Origin of the sequence: Variovorax sp. CCNWLW225 (assembly GCF_037204045.1) — a bacterium.
GTDB lineage: Bacteria > Pseudomonadota > Gammaproteobacteria > Burkholderiales > Burkholderiaceae_C > Variovorax.
Map to the genome: position 1 here is coordinate 380,921 of NZ_JBBCBV010000003.1, position 14,784 is coordinate 395,704.

The 14,784-nt window shown below is 67.8% G+C and carries 13 protein-coding genes; all 13 read right to left on the reverse strand.

What is annotated here, in order from left to right; all coding sequences use genetic code 11:
- Nucleotides 1-80: 80 nt before the first annotated feature.
- The 13 genes from V9L20_RS09490 to V9L20_RS09550 all read right to left on the reverse strand — a co-directional run bounded on the left by V9L20_RS09490 (nt 81) and on the right by V9L20_RS09550 (nt 14,783).
- Nucleotides 81-1,361 (reverse strand): glycosyltransferase WbuB, encoded by a 1,281-nt coding sequence (locus V9L20_RS09490; RefSeq protein ID WP_337296397.1) that lies wholly within the window; start codon nt 1,359-1,361, stop codon nt 81-83.
- On the reverse strand, nt 1,358-2,623 hold the full coding sequence (locus V9L20_RS09495; protein WP_337296398.1) for a lipopolysaccharide biosynthesis protein: 1,266 nt from the start codon (nt 2,621-2,623) through the stop codon (nt 1,358-1,360). Before V9L20_RS09495 ends, V9L20_RS09490 begins: the two co-directional genes overlap by 4 nt.
- Nucleotides 2,624-2,652: 29 nt before the next feature.
- Entirely contained in the window at nt 2,653-3,585 is a 933-nt protein-coding gene (locus V9L20_RS09500) for a hypothetical protein (protein ID WP_337296399.1), read from the reverse strand.
- 40 nt (nt 3,586-3,625) lie between these two features.
- The gene (locus tag V9L20_RS09505; RefSeq protein WP_337296400.1) at nt 3,626-4,567 is read right to left on the reverse strand and encodes a hypothetical protein; all 942 of its coding nucleotides are present in this window, start codon (nt 4,565-4,567) and stop codon (nt 3,626-3,628) included.
- Complete coding sequence (locus tag V9L20_RS09510) at nt 4,567-5,661, reverse strand: glycosyltransferase (RefSeq protein ID WP_258507318.1); 1,095 nt, start codon at nt 5,659-5,661, stop codon at nt 4,567-4,569. The genes V9L20_RS09505 and V9L20_RS09510 overlap by 1 nt, the downstream gene beginning before the upstream one ends.
- 9 nt (nt 5,662-5,670) lie before the next feature.
- Complete coding sequence (locus tag V9L20_RS09515) at nt 5,671-6,999, reverse strand: hypothetical protein (RefSeq protein WP_337296401.1); 1,329 nt, start codon at nt 6,997-6,999, stop codon at nt 5,671-5,673.
- Between the two features lie 39 nt (nt 7,000-7,038).
- The gene (locus V9L20_RS09520; protein ID WP_337296402.1) at nt 7,039-8,016 is read right to left on the reverse strand and encodes a GDP-L-fucose synthase family protein; all 978 of its coding nucleotides are present in this window, start codon (nt 8,014-8,016) and stop codon (nt 7,039-7,041) included.
- Nucleotides 8,017-8,082: 66 nt separating this feature from the next.
- A complete protein-coding gene (locus tag V9L20_RS09525) occupies nt 8,083-8,745 on the reverse strand; it encodes a sugar transferase (protein ID WP_337296403.1) in 663 nt (220 codons plus the stop codon).
- The gene (locus tag V9L20_RS09530; RefSeq protein WP_337296404.1) at nt 8,742-11,054 is read right to left on the reverse strand and encodes a polysaccharide biosynthesis tyrosine autokinase; all 2,313 of its coding nucleotides are present in this window, start codon (nt 11,052-11,054) and stop codon (nt 8,742-8,744) included. Before V9L20_RS09530 ends, V9L20_RS09525 begins: the two co-directional genes overlap by 4 nt.
- A gap of 40 nt (nt 11,055-11,094) precedes the next feature.
- Nucleotides 11,095-12,285 carry a polysaccharide biosynthesis/export family protein gene (locus V9L20_RS09535; protein WP_337296405.1) on the reverse strand — a complete coding sequence of 397 codons (1,191 nt, stop codon included), beginning with the start codon at nt 12,283-12,285 and terminating at the stop codon, nt 11,095-11,097.
- A gap of 47 nt (nt 12,286-12,332) precedes the next feature.
- Entirely contained in the window at nt 12,333-13,259 is a 927-nt protein-coding gene (locus tag V9L20_RS09540) for a hypothetical protein (RefSeq protein WP_337296406.1), read from the reverse strand.
- The gene (locus V9L20_RS09545) at nt 13,252-14,070 is read right to left on the reverse strand and encodes an alpha/beta fold hydrolase (RefSeq protein WP_258507301.1); all 819 of its coding nucleotides are present in this window, start codon (nt 14,068-14,070) and stop codon (nt 13,252-13,254) included. Before V9L20_RS09545 ends, V9L20_RS09540 begins: the two co-directional genes overlap by 8 nt.
- Nucleotides 14,067-14,783: a 4'-phosphopantetheinyl transferase family protein gene (locus tag V9L20_RS09550; protein ID WP_258507299.1), complete on the reverse strand. Its 717-nt coding sequence runs from the start codon at nt 14,781-14,783 to the stop codon at nt 14,067-14,069. The genes V9L20_RS09545 and V9L20_RS09550 overlap by 4 nt, the downstream gene beginning before the upstream one ends.
- Nucleotide 14,784 lies beyond the last annotated feature (1 nt).

The window sequence follows — 14,784 nt, forward strand, 5'->3', positions numbered from 1 at the left end:
GAGGTTTCACGTTTGCATCGAGATACGCCGGCCCTCCGGGGCCGGCAATTTGGGAGCCTTTGCAGGCAGCTTTGAAGAAGTCATGGCCTGGATCCGGTAGGGGCGGGAACCGCGAGCGGCTCGGCCACGCAGCGCATCAGCTCGCGCTCCAGGCGCTGAAGAATGGCGTTGCGGTCCAGCTCTGTTTCCGCGAACGAACGGGCGGCCGCGCCCATCGCTTCGCGTTGCGGGCGAGACATCGCAAGCTGCGCGATGGCGTCGGCCAGTGCGTCCGCGTCGCCGGGGGCAACCACCATGCCGCGGCCGGACACCACGTTGCTCAGCTCGGTGCCCGCATGGGCCGTCACAATCACGGCCTTGCCGCTCGCGAGCATGCCGGCCAGCTTCGAAGGCATCACCAGGTCCGCGGCGTCGGCGCGCTGCGGCAGCACGTGGATGTCCGCCATGCCCAGCAGATCGTTGAGCCTCTCGGCAGGCTGCAGGTCGATGAAGTGAACGCGCGGCAGGTTTGCGCAGGCAGCCTTCAGCGGCTCGCGGCTCGGGCCGTTGCCGCAGAAGACGAAATGGATATGCGCCGCTGCAACCAGGCGGTGCGCCGCATCGGCCAGCAGCTCGATGCCCTGCTTGGCGCCCAGGCTGCCCGCATAGAGCACCACCACCTCGTCGGCTGGAATACCGAGCATGCTCCGGTAGCCGGTGGTGCCGCTCGCATCCGATGCACCGGCGGGTTGCGGAAAGATCGAGCGCACATCCACCCAGTTGGGCAGCAGTACCAGCCGGCTTTCGTCGATGCCCTTGTCTTTTGCCTTGTCGAGCATGGCGGCCGAGATGGTCGATACGCGGTTGAACCGGCCGAGCAGCCAGCGCTCGACCGAGAGCGCGAAGCGCCGCACCCGCGCGCCGCGCACCAGGCCCATGCCAAAGGCGGCGTCCACCTCGTAGTCCTGGATGTGCAGCCACGACTTGATGCCGATCATCCGCGAGAAGAAGAGCACGGACGGCGCGCAGAAAAGGGGCGGCTCGACCACGAAGACCAGATCCGGCTTCCAGCGGATCTGCGCGAGGAGCAAGGGCAAGCTCGACACCATGAACGAGAACAGATGCGCCAGGCGCGCGAGCGCCCGCGGGCGCGCGGGTATCCAGGTCGGCGCGCGCCAGACCGTGATGCCGTTCCAATCGGTCTTGCGGTAGGCCCAGGCCGAATACCCCTCGAACGGCGCCCAGTTCGGAAAGAAGGGCGGCGATGCGATCACGCGTACGTCGTGGCCCTTTGCATGCAGCCACTGCGCCATCTCGCCCGAGTACTTGCCAATGCCGACCAGCTCGGGCGCGAAGTTCATCGAGTAAAGCAGAATTTTCACGATGCCCTTTCAAAGGAACCGCGGACCAGCCGCACGATCGGGTAGAAGCCGAACAGCGCGCGCATGCGCACTTCGTAGAGAAGAAAGTCGGTGAAGAAGGCGATGAAGAAAACGTAGTGCGGCTTGCCGGGAAAAACCGACACCACCACGCCGTAGGACACAAGCCGCAGCGCCACTTCGAGCAATGCCCAGCCGCCGAGTGCGGCCACCGGGCTCTTGAGCGCCAGCAGCATCTCGTGGTGGATCGTGTAGGTGCGCAGCAGGAAGTACGGCGCAATGCACAGAAAGATCTCCAGCGCCTCGTGCCCCACCTTCAGCAGCGGCGCGGCCACCGTGATCAGCGCGGCCAGGCCGGCAAAGAGCACGCAGCCCAGCAAGAACGATTGCTTGGCCAGCTGCAGCGTCGACGCATCGAGCTTGCCGGCCTCGGCACCCAGCATGGCGCGCGTCTTCGTATAGAGAAACGCCTGCACGAACTGCGACGGTGCTTCCGCCAGCAGAAACGCGACCTTGAAAGCGCCCACGTATCCGAGCGGCATGAAGAAGGCGATCACGAGCAGGTCCGACTTGCGAAGCAGGAACATCAGCAGCGAATAAACGGTGGCGCCGCCCTGCGACTGCAGGCGCAGCGCCGGCCGGCCGCGCGGCGGACCCGCAGCCCAGCCCGTGCGCATGCTGGCCGCGCCCACGAGCAAAAAGGCCAACAGGTTGATGAGCAGCAGCTGCCAGGCACCCAGCTCGAACCCCAGCACGATGAGCGCCGCGATGCCCAGCACCAGAATGCTCGAGCGGATGCCCGTCTCCAGGTTGAGCAGCCCCGCATAGCCCAGCCCCCGGCTGTAGGAAAGGCGCAGGCTGATGAACGAGAACACCGCCAGCGTGGACACCATCAGCACAAAGGGCGCGCCCGCCACCGGCAGGTGCTGAACCTTCAGGATCAGCACGATCAGCAGCGTGGCCAGCGGAATGCCGATGGCCAGGGTGCGCAGCACGTCGCCCCGGCGCACGCCCGGCGGCACGCTGGCGGCTTCGCGCGAGAACAGGAGCGAACTGCCCAGCGTTCCCACCACCAGCGCCGCTTCCAGCACCGACTGGTAGATCGAGTACTCGCCGAACTCCGCGGGCGAGACATACGCCGCCATCAGAAAGACGGCCAGGAAGCCCGACAGGTAGGCATACAGTCGCGAAGCCAGCGCACCCAGGCCGCGCAACTGCACGGCGCGAAAGCCGGGCAGCGTGATGGAGCGGTCGAGGAGGTTCATGGCCTGCGCCTGTTGCGTGCCGGGCCGCGTCATTTCGGCGCGGAGGCGCCCGCGAATGGGCCGGCGCTGGCGGCACGCTGCGCGAGCAGGCCGCGGCCGAAGGCCCAGTTCTTGGCGCGGCGCGCCGCCTGCAGCACATACGTCAGCGCGGCGGCCGTGTGCACGCGGCCATGCAGCACGTGCGACATGGCCATCTTTGCGCTGCCCTGGAAGTGCAGGGCCATCACGCCCACCAGCTCGCCGGCCGGCGTGACCACGCTGGGCTGGCCGTCGACATACACGATGCGCTTGGCGCCGCCCCGGGCCTGGAATTCGTTCAACAGCAGGTTGTGGCCGCCGTTGATGTTGTGGTCGATCATCCGTCCGCCGAACACGCGGTTGATCGGATCCGCATTGCCGCTCGCCTGGGCCCAGAGGTGGAGCAGCGTCATGTCGGACACGCCGCCGCGCACGCCGCGGGCTGCGAACCGCGCCGCAATGGCGCGCAGCTTGCGGCGGCCGGCGGGCGTGGCGTAGGTGTTGAGCACAAAGGCGATGAAGCGCTGCAGGCCCATCGCGGTCCAGTAGCTCACGTGCGGCGATATCTGGCATGGGTCCCAGCCGTCGCGGGGGCGCATGTAGGAGCCGGAGAAATCCGCCTTTCCGGCCACGCGCCGTATGTGCGCGCCGACGCCGCGAAACAGCAGCACGTCGCTGTCGATCAGCACGAACTCGCGGCACTCCGGATGCGCCTTGAGATATTCGGCCAGGAGGAAGTAGCGCCGGAAGCAGATCTTCTCGAACTCCGGCGAGTTGCTGGACAGGTGCACATAGTGGCTGCACAGGCGCTCGTAGTCGGGTCCGGCGTCGGTGCCCGCCAGCACGACGAGATGCTCCTCGGCCCGGGCCGCGGACTCGCGGCACAGCAGCAGGGTCTTGTTCTGGCGGTCTTCCACCACGATGAATGCGAGAGCGTTGGTCATGGGCTATGGAAAAAAGATGGCGTTGGTCGTGGGTCGGCGCTCAGGGCCGGGGCGCGGTGGCGCTGCGCACCAGCGCGATGTGCGTGGGTAGAAAGCGGTAGTCCGAGTCCAGCGGCAGGTCGAGCGTGAACAGCCCGCCGCGCGCTTTCGCATCGGCGATCCAGTCGCGCACCTGGGCGGCCGTGAAGCGCGGCGCAGTGGTCTGGCCCCACGACGCGCCGAGCGGCGTGAGCACGTGGAACGCCAGGCCCGATGCGGGGGTGGTGGAAGGCACCGAAGGCGCCGGAGGCTGCAGGAGCTCGCCCGCCATGAGGTTCTGGCACGGCGCGGCCTTGGCACTGAAGCGCTGCGGCCCCTCGCCGGAGTTGAAGGCGAGCCACCGCTTGGGCGCACCGGTGCGCGCGGCGGCGCAGAGCCCGTTCCAGTCTTCGGCCGACATGCCCTTGGTGTTGTAGACACCGTCGAACCACCAGCCCTTGGCCAGCGCGCCGTAGTGTTCCGACCATTCCCGGACCACCGCGGTCCATCCGGCGATGAAGCGCGCGGGCGGCGGCTTCTGCTCCGAAACATCGCCCAGGCAATCCATCAGGTAGGCATCGCCCTGCGGCGCACGGAAGGGCAAATACAGCACCAGCCCAATGCCGCGGCGCTGCAAGGCGCGGGCGATCTCCATCGGCAGGTCGCGCGGTGGGCGGTTCTCGATGCTGCCGGGGCACAGCAGCTCCAGCGCCGCATTGGGCGCGATGAACTGGCCGTTGTTCTGGCCGAGCGTCAGGATGAGGTAGGAGGCCCGCATGCGTGCGAGCGATGCCGCAAGCGCCTCGGCATCGAATCGCGCCACATCGGCGATGGTCTGCTTGTCGGGCAGGTAATGCACCATCACCCCGAAGCCCGTCATCGGCGGCGCGGCCGACGCCGCGCAAGCCGCGCACAGCAGCCATGCCGGGAGAAGCCGCCGAAGAGCGCCTGCAAGCCAGGTCATCACATGGCCCCCGCGAGCGAAACGGCTTCATGCTTGAGCGTGAGGTAGCGCCTTGCCACCGTGCCCGGTGCGCAAGCTTCGGCGAGCGGCCAGGCCGGCTGCTTGGCCCGGTGCTCGGCCAGGTAGCGCGACAAACCGTCGAGGTCGGTGGAGCCGTTGCCGATGAAGAAGGCGTAGTCGCCGAACAGCTCCCTGTGCACGGGAATGTCCGACAGCAGGAGCGGCACGCCCAGCGTGGCGGCCTCGGCGGCGGAAAGGTTGAAGCCCTCGAACGCCGACAGCGAAATGAAGGCCGCCGCGCCGCAGTAAAGCTGCGTCAGTTCCTTGCGCGAAACCATTCCCCTGTGGCGCACGCAGCCGCTGATGGCGGGATCCATGCGGGCGGCCATCCGCTTCACTTCTGCGGCGCCGTTGCCGGTAACGTCCAGCCAGTCGACCAGGCCCTCGCGCTTCATGCGCTCGAACAGCTTCAGCGTGCCGTCGAAGTTCTTGTGCGGGTAGTAGTGGTACGAGGCGATGAGGTAGCGCTCGCCAATGGCCGCCGCGCGTGCCGGCTTGACCGGGCCCGGCGGGCCGGGCGAGCGCGTCGCATCGACCGGGTTGAAGATGACGTTCGGGTGCTCGCAGCGCCCGAAGTAGCGCTCGAAATCCTGCTGGCTGCTCCTGCTGATGAACACCACATCGGCCGCGCTGCGCGCCACGCGCCGCAGGCACCAGTCGAGCCACAAGCGCTTGGTGCGGCTGAAATACTGCGGGTAGGCCTTGTACTGCAGGTCGTGCACCACCACGATCGAATCGCGGTGGCGCCCGAAAAGCGTGAACGGAAGGAAGTAGTTGGGGAACAGCGAGAACACCGTCTCGCCGGACACCAGCGCCCTCAGCCGGTGATAGTTGTAGAGCGCTATCTCCAGCAGGAACCGGCTGATCTTCAGGCGCTGCGCGGCGGCGTAGATGCGCGGGTGCCGCTCGCTGATCGGCTGGATGTGGTCGCCCTTGCACATGCGCATCCTGCGCAGCAGAAGATCGGACACATTCAGCACGCCGCCCGCGCCCTTGTTGAGGCTGATCGAGTCGTAGAAGAGGTATTTGTACATGGTGAAACCTCACGTCGTGCCCTGGGCGTAGATCGCCGGCGCGCGGCGCGGCTGGCGAAACCGCGAGCTCAGCAGCCCGGCAAAAACCGCCGCGATCAGCCCCGAGGCCGCGAACGGGCCCCACCCGAGAATCGGGCCGCGCATGAAGGGCACATATGCGGCCAGCAGCACCAGAGCGCACAGGTAGGTGCTCGAGAGCGCGGCATGCGGCTGGGCCACCTTGTCGAGCACGCGGAACAGGGCCGAGACCGCCAGGCCGAGCATCACCGGCCCCGCCAGGCCGAAGTCGAAGTACGCCGTGGTGAATGGCGGCAGCGAGAGGTTGCTCTGCGAGAAGTTGCCCAGCACGGCCGGCCATCCCAGGGGGTCGAACTCCGGATACATCTTCAGGCTGCGCGGCAACATGAAAGAGAAGGCCGACAACAGGTAGCGGCCAAAACCGAGCTCGGGTTCGGGCGCGCGCTCCAGCAGCCCGGCCACGATGTACATCGCGTCGAAGTCCTGGCTGTAGGGAAAGGTGGTTAGCGTCTCGCCCCAGAAGCTGCCGCGAGAAATCAGGTTCAGCACCGGGCCGAGGCCGGCGATGGCACCGAAGATCAGCATGGCGAGCAGCCAGCGGCGCTTCACGCCGAGCACGTAGATGAAAAGCGGCAGCAGGCCGATCAGCAGGATCTGCCGCGGCGTGTTGACCGGATAGGCCGCAATGCCGGCCAGCACCAGCGCAAAGCCGGCGGCGCACCACGACCAGATCGTCCGGCGGCGGTATGCGTGGATGGCCAGCGCCACGAAGCACATCAGTACGATGAGCTTCGGCAGCGTCGAATAGACGATGAAATCGACCGGAAGGTTCTGGCCTTCGTCCGGCAGGCCGCGCGCGATGAAGTTCAGGTCGGGGCGGATGAACAGCGACGCGAACGCCGCGACCGTGCCGCTCAACAGCAGCAGCACGGGGTGCGCAACGCCGGCGATCTGCGTCTCGGGCACGCCGGCCCCGCGCGCGAGAGCCGGGGCCGCCGCCTCATGCATGCCGAACCTGGCGGCCTCCACACCCGCCATGTACAGCAGCAGCAGCGTGATGGCTTGCGTGTGCGCGCCCGCGCCGATCACGCCCGTGTCCCAGAACGAAACGTCGGCCGCGATCTGCATGGCCGGCGCCACCGAGAAGTAGGTGAGGATGGCGGTGTAGTGGATCAGCAGGAACGTGCTCGTTCCCGCGGCGCCGAGCGTTGCAAGCTGCACCAGCGAGAGCACGCACACCGCCGCGTAGCCCCAGACCGGGTCTACCTGGGCGCATGCGAACGCAGCCGCAATGCCGAACCAGAAGCAGAGTGTTCTCATGACAGGCCTTGTAGAGGTCGGGGGTGTGAAGTGTTCGGCTCAGGCGTGGGCGATCTCTTGGACCGGGCGGATCGCCTCCTGGTAGGCCGCATAGGTGCGGCGCAGGCCTTCTTCGAGCGGCACCGTGGCGTGCCACCCGATGGCGGCTGCGCACGACACGTCGAGCAGCTTCCTGGGCGCGCCGTCCGGCTGCGAGGTGTCGAAGCAGATCCGGCCGCGGTAGCCGACGACGTCGCCGATCAACGCTGCCAGTTCGCCGATCGACAGGTCTTCACCCGTGCCGAGGTTGATGTGGGCGCACATGGGCGTGGTGTGCTGCTCGTAGCTGTCGCGCGTCATGTCCATCACCGCGATGCAGCCGTCGGCCATGTCGTCGACATAGAGGAACTCGCGCCGCGCGCGGCCGGTGCCCCAGATCACCACCTCGGGGGCGTTCTCTGCCTTGGCCAGGTGAAAGCGCCTGATGAGGGCCGGCACCACGTGGCTGTTCTGCGCGTGGTAGTTGTCGCCGGGCCCGTAGAGGTTGGTGGGCATCACGCTGCGGTAGTCGATGCCGTGGGAGGCGCCGTACTGCCGGTTGTAGCTCTCGCACAGCTTGATGCCTGCAATCTTCGCGATTGCATAGGGTTCGTTCGTCGGCTCGAGCTTGCCGCCGAGCAGCGCACCTTCGTGGATGGGCTGCTCGGCAAGCCGCGGGTAGATGCAGCTCGAGCCGAGGAACAGGAGACGCCTGACGTTCGCAAGGAACGCCTGGTGCGTGACATTGGCGGCGATCAGGAGGTTCTGGTAGATGAACTCCGCCGGGTAAGTCATGTTGGCGTGGATGCCGCCGACCCTTGCCGCCGCGAGATAGACCTGGTCGATCTGCTCGGTGGCGAAGAACCGGCGCACGGCCTCCTGGTCGAGCAGGTCGAGCTCCTCGCGGCCCCGCGTGACGACCTCGTGCCCCAGGCCCCGCAGGCGCTTCATGAGCGACTGACCCACCATGCCGCGATGACCAGCAACGTATATACGCATATGTTCTTTCGGTTGAAGGTTGAGGATTGAGATGGTCGGAACAGGGAGTGCGCGCGCCCCCGGCGCCTAGCCGGAACCCTTTGCGCCCGCGACCACCAGAAAGGTTTTCAGCAGGATCACGATGTCCTGGCGCAGAGACAGCGTGGCGACGTAGTCGGCGTCCATGGCGGCCCTGCGCCGGTAGCTGACTTCGCTGCGCCCGCTCACCTGCCACAGGCCGGTGATGCCCGGGCGCACCGAGCAGTAGTGGCCCCAGTAAGGGCCGTACAGGTCCTTCTGCGAGAACATGCAGGGGCGCGGGCCGACCATGCTCATGTCGCCCTTGAGCACGTTCCAGAACTGCGGCAGTTCGTCGAGGCTGTACTTGCGCAGGAACGCGCCGAAGGGCGTGATGCGCGGGTCATGCTCGAGCTTCTGGTACATGTCCCATTGCCGCCGCGCCTCTTCGTTCTCCCGCAGGTGGCGCGCCAGCACCGCGTCGGAGTCGGCCACCATCGAGCGGAACTTGTAGAAGCTGAAGACGCGCCCGTCCCGGCCGTAGCGCGGCTGCTTGTAGATCGCCGGGCCGCCGGAGGTCAGCCGCACGCCGAGCCACACCAGCGCGTAGACCCAGCCCAGGAAGAGGAAGAAGCAGCTCGCCATCACGATGTCCATACCGCGCTTGGTGGCCATCAGCAACCGCGAATTGCCCGCCCACTGGACGGGAGCATTCGATCGCAGGGTGTTCACGCTGTCGCTCCCTCCGCGGCGGCCGCGGCTGCGACCGGCGTTGCGGGCCGGGGCAGTTCGGGCGCGGTCGGATAGTCGTGTGCCCGCAGCCGGTAGGCACCGTAGCGGTAGGCAAGGCTGCCGTAGTAGCGCCGGCGCGTGTCCAGCGCGTTGAGCACCACGCCCTGGAAATGCGCACCGGCGTGCCGCAGCTGCTTCACGCTTTCGGTCAGGTCGCCCAGCTCGTTGTCGCCGGCGCGCGCAACCATGAGCAGCGTGCCCATGCAGGTCGCCATCTCGGCCGTTTCCGATGCGAGCAGGGTGGGCGGCGTGTCGACGATCACCACGTCATAGCGCGTCGAGACCTTCTCGAGCACGCGGGCGAAGGCATCGCTCGTGAGAAGGCCCGTCGGGTCGGACGGCAACGCGCCTGTCGTCATCACGTCGAGATGCGGCAGGACTCCCTTGTGGATGGCGCCGTCGAGCTCGATGGAGCCCTGGATCAGCTCCGAGAGGCCGCCTGTGCGCTTCAGTCCGAAGCGGGGTGCCACGCTGCTGCGCCGCAGGTCGGCATCGATCAGCAGCACGCACCGGCCGCTCGATGCAAGCACCGCCGCGAGGTTGGACGACACGAAGGTCTTGCCCGCGCCGGGCGTGGCGCTGGAAATCATGATCCGGTTGTTCAGCGCGCGCGGCATCGCGAACTTCAGCGCGGTGCGCAGCCGCCGCAAGCCCTCGAGCGCCGGATCGTCCGGATGAGCCGCCGCCAGCAGGTGCACGCCGGGCTTGCCGTGGAGCACGGCGCGGTCGAGATGGCGCTGCTGGTCGCTCAGAGTGACGGTGCTGTACACGTCCAGGCCCGTGTGGGTTTCGATCTCGGCCGGGCTGGCGATGGTGTTGCGCCACGACCTGCGCATGAAGGTCGAGGCCGCGCCGAGGAACAGGCCCGCCAGCAGCGCAAGCGCCATGGTGATCGAGGCCTTGGGTCGGATCTGCTTTTCAGGCGTCAGCGCCTGGTCGAGCACGCGCACGTTGCCGATGCGCCCCTCTTTCGCGAGCCGCATCTGCAGCGAGCTGTTCAGGAGCGACACGTAGAGGTCGGTGTTGACCTTGATGTCCCGCTGCATGCGCAGCGAGTCCTGCTGCATCATCGGCATGCGCCGGATGCGCTGCTCCACGCCGCCGAGCGCCTTCTTCAGCGAGGCGATCTGCGCGTCGATGGTCATGACGCTCGGGTCGCGGGCCGTGAAGCGCTCGGTCAGCTCCAGCCGCTTCTGCGTTGCATCGAAGAGCTTCGTCTGCAGGTCGATGTTCTGCGACAGCGCGTTGCGCGCCTCGTCGTCGAGGCTGATCGTGCCGTTGCGGTTGCGGTACTGGTTGTAGACCTCTTCGGAGTCCTCCAGCTGCTGCTTGAACTTGGGCAGCTCGCCGCCCAGGAAGTTGAGCGCGCGCTGGGCCTGTGCCGTCTTCTGGTCGATGTTCACGCGAACATACAGCCGAGCGACTTCATTGAGGAGGTTGGCCAGCTGCGTGCGGTTGCCGGTCTGCCAGCTCACGTCCATCACCGAAGACTGCTTGCCTTTTTCGATGACGCGCAGGTCCTTCTGCAGCTCGAGCAGGGTGAGCTGCTTCGACTGGCGCACCAGCGAGAACGCAGCGCCCGGCAACCCCGAGACGGAGCCCACCAGCAGGTGCACAGGGCCGAGCGGCGTTTCGGCGTCGAGCGGCGTGCCGACCTTGCCTTCGAGCGGCGCATCCAGCTTGGGGTGCGTCAGCGTGTAGGCGCCGTTCTCGCCCGCGGTCAGCAGGAAGCGCGTGCCCTCCAGATCCGTCGGCACGTCCATCTGCGCCACCACGATGCGCTCGTTGCCGCTCACGTAGCCCGAAAGGCCCGCAAAACCGGGTTCGGAGAGCGTCTTCGCGCGGCGTGCGAGCCAGGGGCCGACGATCGGCAGATAGAGCGGCTCGGCCTCGATGTAGAGCTTGGTGTTCTCGATGGCCTGCCCGAGCACCAGGCGCGACTTCAGGATCTCGGCCTCGCCGGCCGTCGGCGTCTTGGCGTTCAGTGCGCTGCTCGCGGAGTCGCCGACCAGCGTGCCGCCCGAGCGCTCCGGGTCTTCGACCTGGATGAGCACGTTGGCCTCGTACACGCGCGGCCCGAACATCGCGTAGGCGGCGCCGATCAGCAGCGCCACCGCGGTGATCTTCGCGATCTTCCATCGGTTGTCGATCAGCAGGTCGATGTGCTCCCGCAGTCTTGAAGGAGGCTGCTCGGAAGCCGGCGCCGCATCTGTGGGGGCGGTAACCATGGGTTGCCAGTGCGCATTCATGAGATCACCTTTTTGGGTTGCCTGGACGGGAGGGGAGGGTTCAGCGGCGGCTTGCCGTGCCGCCAAGGTTCACGACCTGCGCGGCGGGAAGGATCAGGCTGATGACGCGGTTCCATCGCACCAGCGGCACCGGGTCGATGTAGACGACGTCGCGCGCCTGCAGCGGAAAGCGGTCGGCCAGCGCCAGCGCCACCGGGTTCTTCGCGTCGAGGTGGTAGATCTCGGGCACTTCGCCGCGCGAGTTGCGCACCACGTAGATCTGGCCGGGCGACGAGGTCAGCAGGTCGGGCCCGCCCGCATCGCCCAGCGCCTCGTTCAGGCTGAGCCGGCCGTTGCGCATCAGCAGGGCCGAGGGGTTGCGGATCTCGCCCATCACATACACGCGGCTGTCTTCGCGGGTGCCCACGTTCACGAGGTCGCCGTTCTGCAGCGGAATGCGGCTCGCGTCGAAGCCGTAGCGCTGCAGCAGCGGCAGGTCGATGGTCACCGTGCGATCGCCGCGCGTGAGGGTCACGCGGGAGCGGTCGGCGGCCGTGGTCACGCTGCCGGCGCGGTTGATCGCCTCTGCAAGCGTCATCGGCACGTCGGTGAAGATCTGCAGGCCCGGGGTGCGGACCTCGCCTTCCACGTACACGCGGCGGCTGCGGAACGACTGGATCCGAACGCTGACCAGCGGGTCTTTCACGAAGGGTGAAATGCGCCGCGTGATCAGGTCTGAGGCGGCGCTTTCCGTCATGCCCTCGACCTTGGTGCGGCCGATGTAGGGAAAGCTGATCTCGCCCGATCCGTCGACGATGAAGCCGGGAGCCACGCTCACGCCCGTCGGGTCCGACTGCTGCGAGATCACGGCGCCCGCATTGGGCATGAGTTCCGGATGCCGGTACACCACGATGCCGATCACGTCGCCTGGAGCGATCGTGTAGGCCGGGGCCTTGCCGAAGAGCTGCCGCACCTCCGCCGGCACGCCCTGCGGCTCCTGCGCGGCGCGGGTGCGGATCAGCTCGGGCGTGATGGGAACGATCTTCGGCTCGCCTTCCGCGTGGGAGCTGCTCCAGCCGCTGGTGTCCGGCGTCTTGAAGCCGGGAATCCCGCAGCCAGCCAGGCACAGCGGCAGCACCAGCGCAACCACCGACCCGATCCGGCGTCGGACGCGCTCGCGGGCGGAAGCTTGGACGGACGCGGGGGCAACGGGTGCGCCGCGCGAAGAACTGGCTGGGTCAAGGTGTGCCATGGGATGGTCCTTTGCTCGTGGGGGATCCTGAAAGTCCTGGAATGGGTTCACTGCGGCGCGTAGGCGCCATGCAGCGGGGGCTCGGCAACGGCCGGCGTGGGGCTCACGGTGCGGCGCTCGGCGCCGGCGCCCGAGGCGCATGCGGTCACCCAGTCGCCGACCGACTGGAGAAAGAGCTGCTGGCCCTTTGCCGTGCAGAAGGTGTGGTCGAGCTCGCGCATGAACTCGTACTGGAGGGCCTGCGCGAAGGGCTCGCGCCGGAAGGGCCCGAGCTGGTCGCGGCCGCGGTCCGACACATGCAGGGAGCCCGAGTACAGCAGTTGCACCGCCACCTTCCGTTCGACCAGGCGCTTCATGGCCGCGCCGAACCACAGGGCGTTGACCTGCGGCGGCTTTCTTTCCGTGAAGAAGCCGGGCAGCGCCTTTGTCGAATGGCTGCGCAGAAAGTGCCGCTGGAGCCAGCGCTTGGCCTTGCCGGCGAACGCCGGGTGCGCGGGGGCTGCAATGGCGCGCCGCACCGTGCGCTCCCAGCGTGAGCGCCATTCCGGAAACGCGAAGCCGTCGAACAGCGAAATTGCGACCACGCGCGGGTCTGCTTCGGCCACCGCCATGGCGTGCTCCACGCCCGAGCACATGGCCACGATCACGAACTGCCGGATGCCCATCGTTTTCTCGAGCAGGTCCATGCCGGCCTGCAGGTCGTGCATGGCGCGGGTCTGCAGGTCGTGCGAAAAGTCGGACGCCTCGCTGTCTCCCACGCCGCCCAGGTCGAAGCGCAGGCTGCTCACGCCGCGCGCGGCCAGCACATGCGCCAGCTTCACGTTGATGCGGCGCGGGCCGATGCGATGGTTGGCGCCCATGTTGAACATCAGGCATGCGGCGGTGGCCGGCACTTGCCGCGCGGGCATCGTGACGGTGCCGACCAGCGAGTTGCCGGCGCCGAACCGCACCGGGGTTTGCGTCATGTCATTCATGAAGGGCCCCCTGCAGGCGGTTGAGCGCGTCGGCCGGAACCATGGCGCTGTTGGGGTAGGGGTCTGAAGTCCAGTCGAGCCGGTGCTGGAAGTACGCAAGGCGTACCGGCATGTAGCGCGACTGCTGCTCGGCCGCCCACTGCGCCGTCTCTTCGTCGTCCGGCCCTGTGAGCACCAGCGTGTCGTGCAGGGCCGTGAGCGGGAGCGATTCAGGCGTGAGCGTGGCCAGCTGCGTGCGCAGCGTGGGCGAAAGCGAGGTGCCCAGTGCCTCCTCGGGCATGGCGCCGGGCTCGCGCGAAAGGCTGCGGCGCCACGCCAGGTCGGGAATGCAGAAGGTCGTGTCGAGGGCCGCCACATGCTCTTCGCGCAGCAGGCGCGCATAGCGGCGCCCGTCGATCACCGGCTCCCACAGCACCAGCCGCGCCGGGTCGCAGCGCCCGTTGCGCGCCGCCAGCACGGCCAGGGTGGCGCCGAGCCGCGCGCCCACCCAGACGATGCGGCTCCCCGGTGCGCGCCGGCGCAGCTCTTCATGCGCAGAGCACAGGTCGCGCCGCCAGCCGTCGAGCTCGCCGTCGTCCTCGTCGCCCGGTGAATCGCCGGTGCCGTAGAAGTCGAAGCGCAAGGTTGCGATGCCGGAGCGCGCCAGGCGTTCGGCCAGCACCTTGAAGAAGCGGTGCGTGCGCATGCCCTCCTGCCCGAAAGGCGGACAGATGAGCACCGCAGTGTTTCCGGGCAGAGCTTCCTCGGCGGCGTGGAACAGGCCGAAGATCTGCCGCGATGCGGGGCCGAAAAGGAATGGATAGGGGGTCATGCAAAGCTCTCCGTTGCCCCGCGCGGCACGCTGGCGCGGGTGTGGGTCTGCCGCCACTCGGCGATCGATCCCACGCTGTCCATGCGCGAAGGCGCGGGCTGCAGCACAAGCCACAGGATTCGGCCGGCGACCGGCACCTCGACGCTGCGGCAGTCCGCGTCCACACCCACTTCAAAGCGCTCCGGAGGCACGATCAGCCCCAGCCCGATGGCCTTGAGGCAGGCCTCCTTGCGCGTCCAGCAGGTGAGAAAGGCCTGGTCGCGCTCGTTGGCGGGCAGGGCGCGCAGCGCTTCGTTCTCCAGCCGCGTGAAATGCGTGGCGGCAAGTGCCAATGCGTCGGGCACCGGGCGAAGCTGCTCCACGTCCACGCCCAGCGGGCCGCGCTCGCCGATGGCGATCAGGCCCAGCCCCTGGCTGTGGCTCAGCGAGAAATGAACACGCGGCCAGCCCAGCAGCGACGGCTTGCCGAAGGCGCTGTGCGTGAAGCGCAGCGCATCGGCGCGTGCGCCGGTCTGCTCGGCCAGCGCGTAGCGCAGCGCGGCGTGCGCCGCCACGTAGCGTTGCCGCTCCTGGGGAAAGCGGAACTGTCCGGCGCGTGTGCGTTCCTCCTTGGAGAGGATCAGCGCGGCGCCGGGACCGGCGCAGTCATCCAGGTCGAAATACCGGCAAAGCGGTGCGTCGACAGAAGAAAGGGCGAAGGCCGCGTGTCCCATG

Excerpts from the sequence above, each read along its gene's own strand:
- V9L20_RS09540 (WP_337296406.1), bottom strand. The coding sequence starts at position 13,259 with ATGAATGACATGACGCAAACCCCGGTGCGGTTCGGCGCCGGCAACTCG.
- V9L20_RS09510 (WP_258507318.1), bottom strand. The coding sequence starts at position 5,661 with ATGTACAAATACCTCTTCTACGACTCGATCAGCCTCAACAAGGGCGCG.
- V9L20_RS09535 (WP_337296405.1), bottom strand. The coding sequence starts at position 12,285 with ATGGCACACCTTGACCCAGCCAGTTCTTCGCGCGGCGCACCCGTTGCC.
- V9L20_RS09520 (WP_337296402.1), bottom strand. The coding sequence starts at position 8,016 with ATGCGTATATACGTTGCTGGTCATCGCGGCATGGTGGGTCAGTCGCTC.
- V9L20_RS09550 (WP_258507299.1), bottom strand. The coding sequence starts at position 14,783 with ATGGGACACGCGGCCTTCGCCCTTTCTTCTGTCGACGCACCGCTTTGC.
- V9L20_RS09545 (WP_258507301.1), bottom strand. The coding sequence starts at position 14,070 with ATGACCCCCTATCCATTCCTTTTCGGCCCCGCATCGCGGCAGATCTTC.
- V9L20_RS09500 (WP_337296399.1), bottom strand. The coding sequence starts at position 3,585 with ATGACCAACGCTCTCGCATTCATCGTGGTGGAAGACCGCCAGAACAAG.
- V9L20_RS09530 (WP_337296404.1), bottom strand. The coding sequence starts at position 11,054 with ATGAATGCGCACTGGCAACCCATGGTTACCGCCCCCACAGATGCGGCG.
- V9L20_RS09505 (WP_337296400.1), bottom strand. The coding sequence starts at position 4,567 with ATGACCTGGCTTGCAGGCGCTCTTCGGCGGCTTCTCCCGGCATGGCTG.
- V9L20_RS09515 (WP_337296401.1), bottom strand. The coding sequence starts at position 6,999 with ATGAGAACACTCTGCTTCTGGTTCGGCATTGCGGCTGCGTTCGCATGC.
- V9L20_RS09495 (WP_337296398.1), bottom strand. The coding sequence starts at position 2,623 with ATGAACCTCCTCGACCGCTCCATCACGCTGCCCGGCTTTCGCGCCGTG.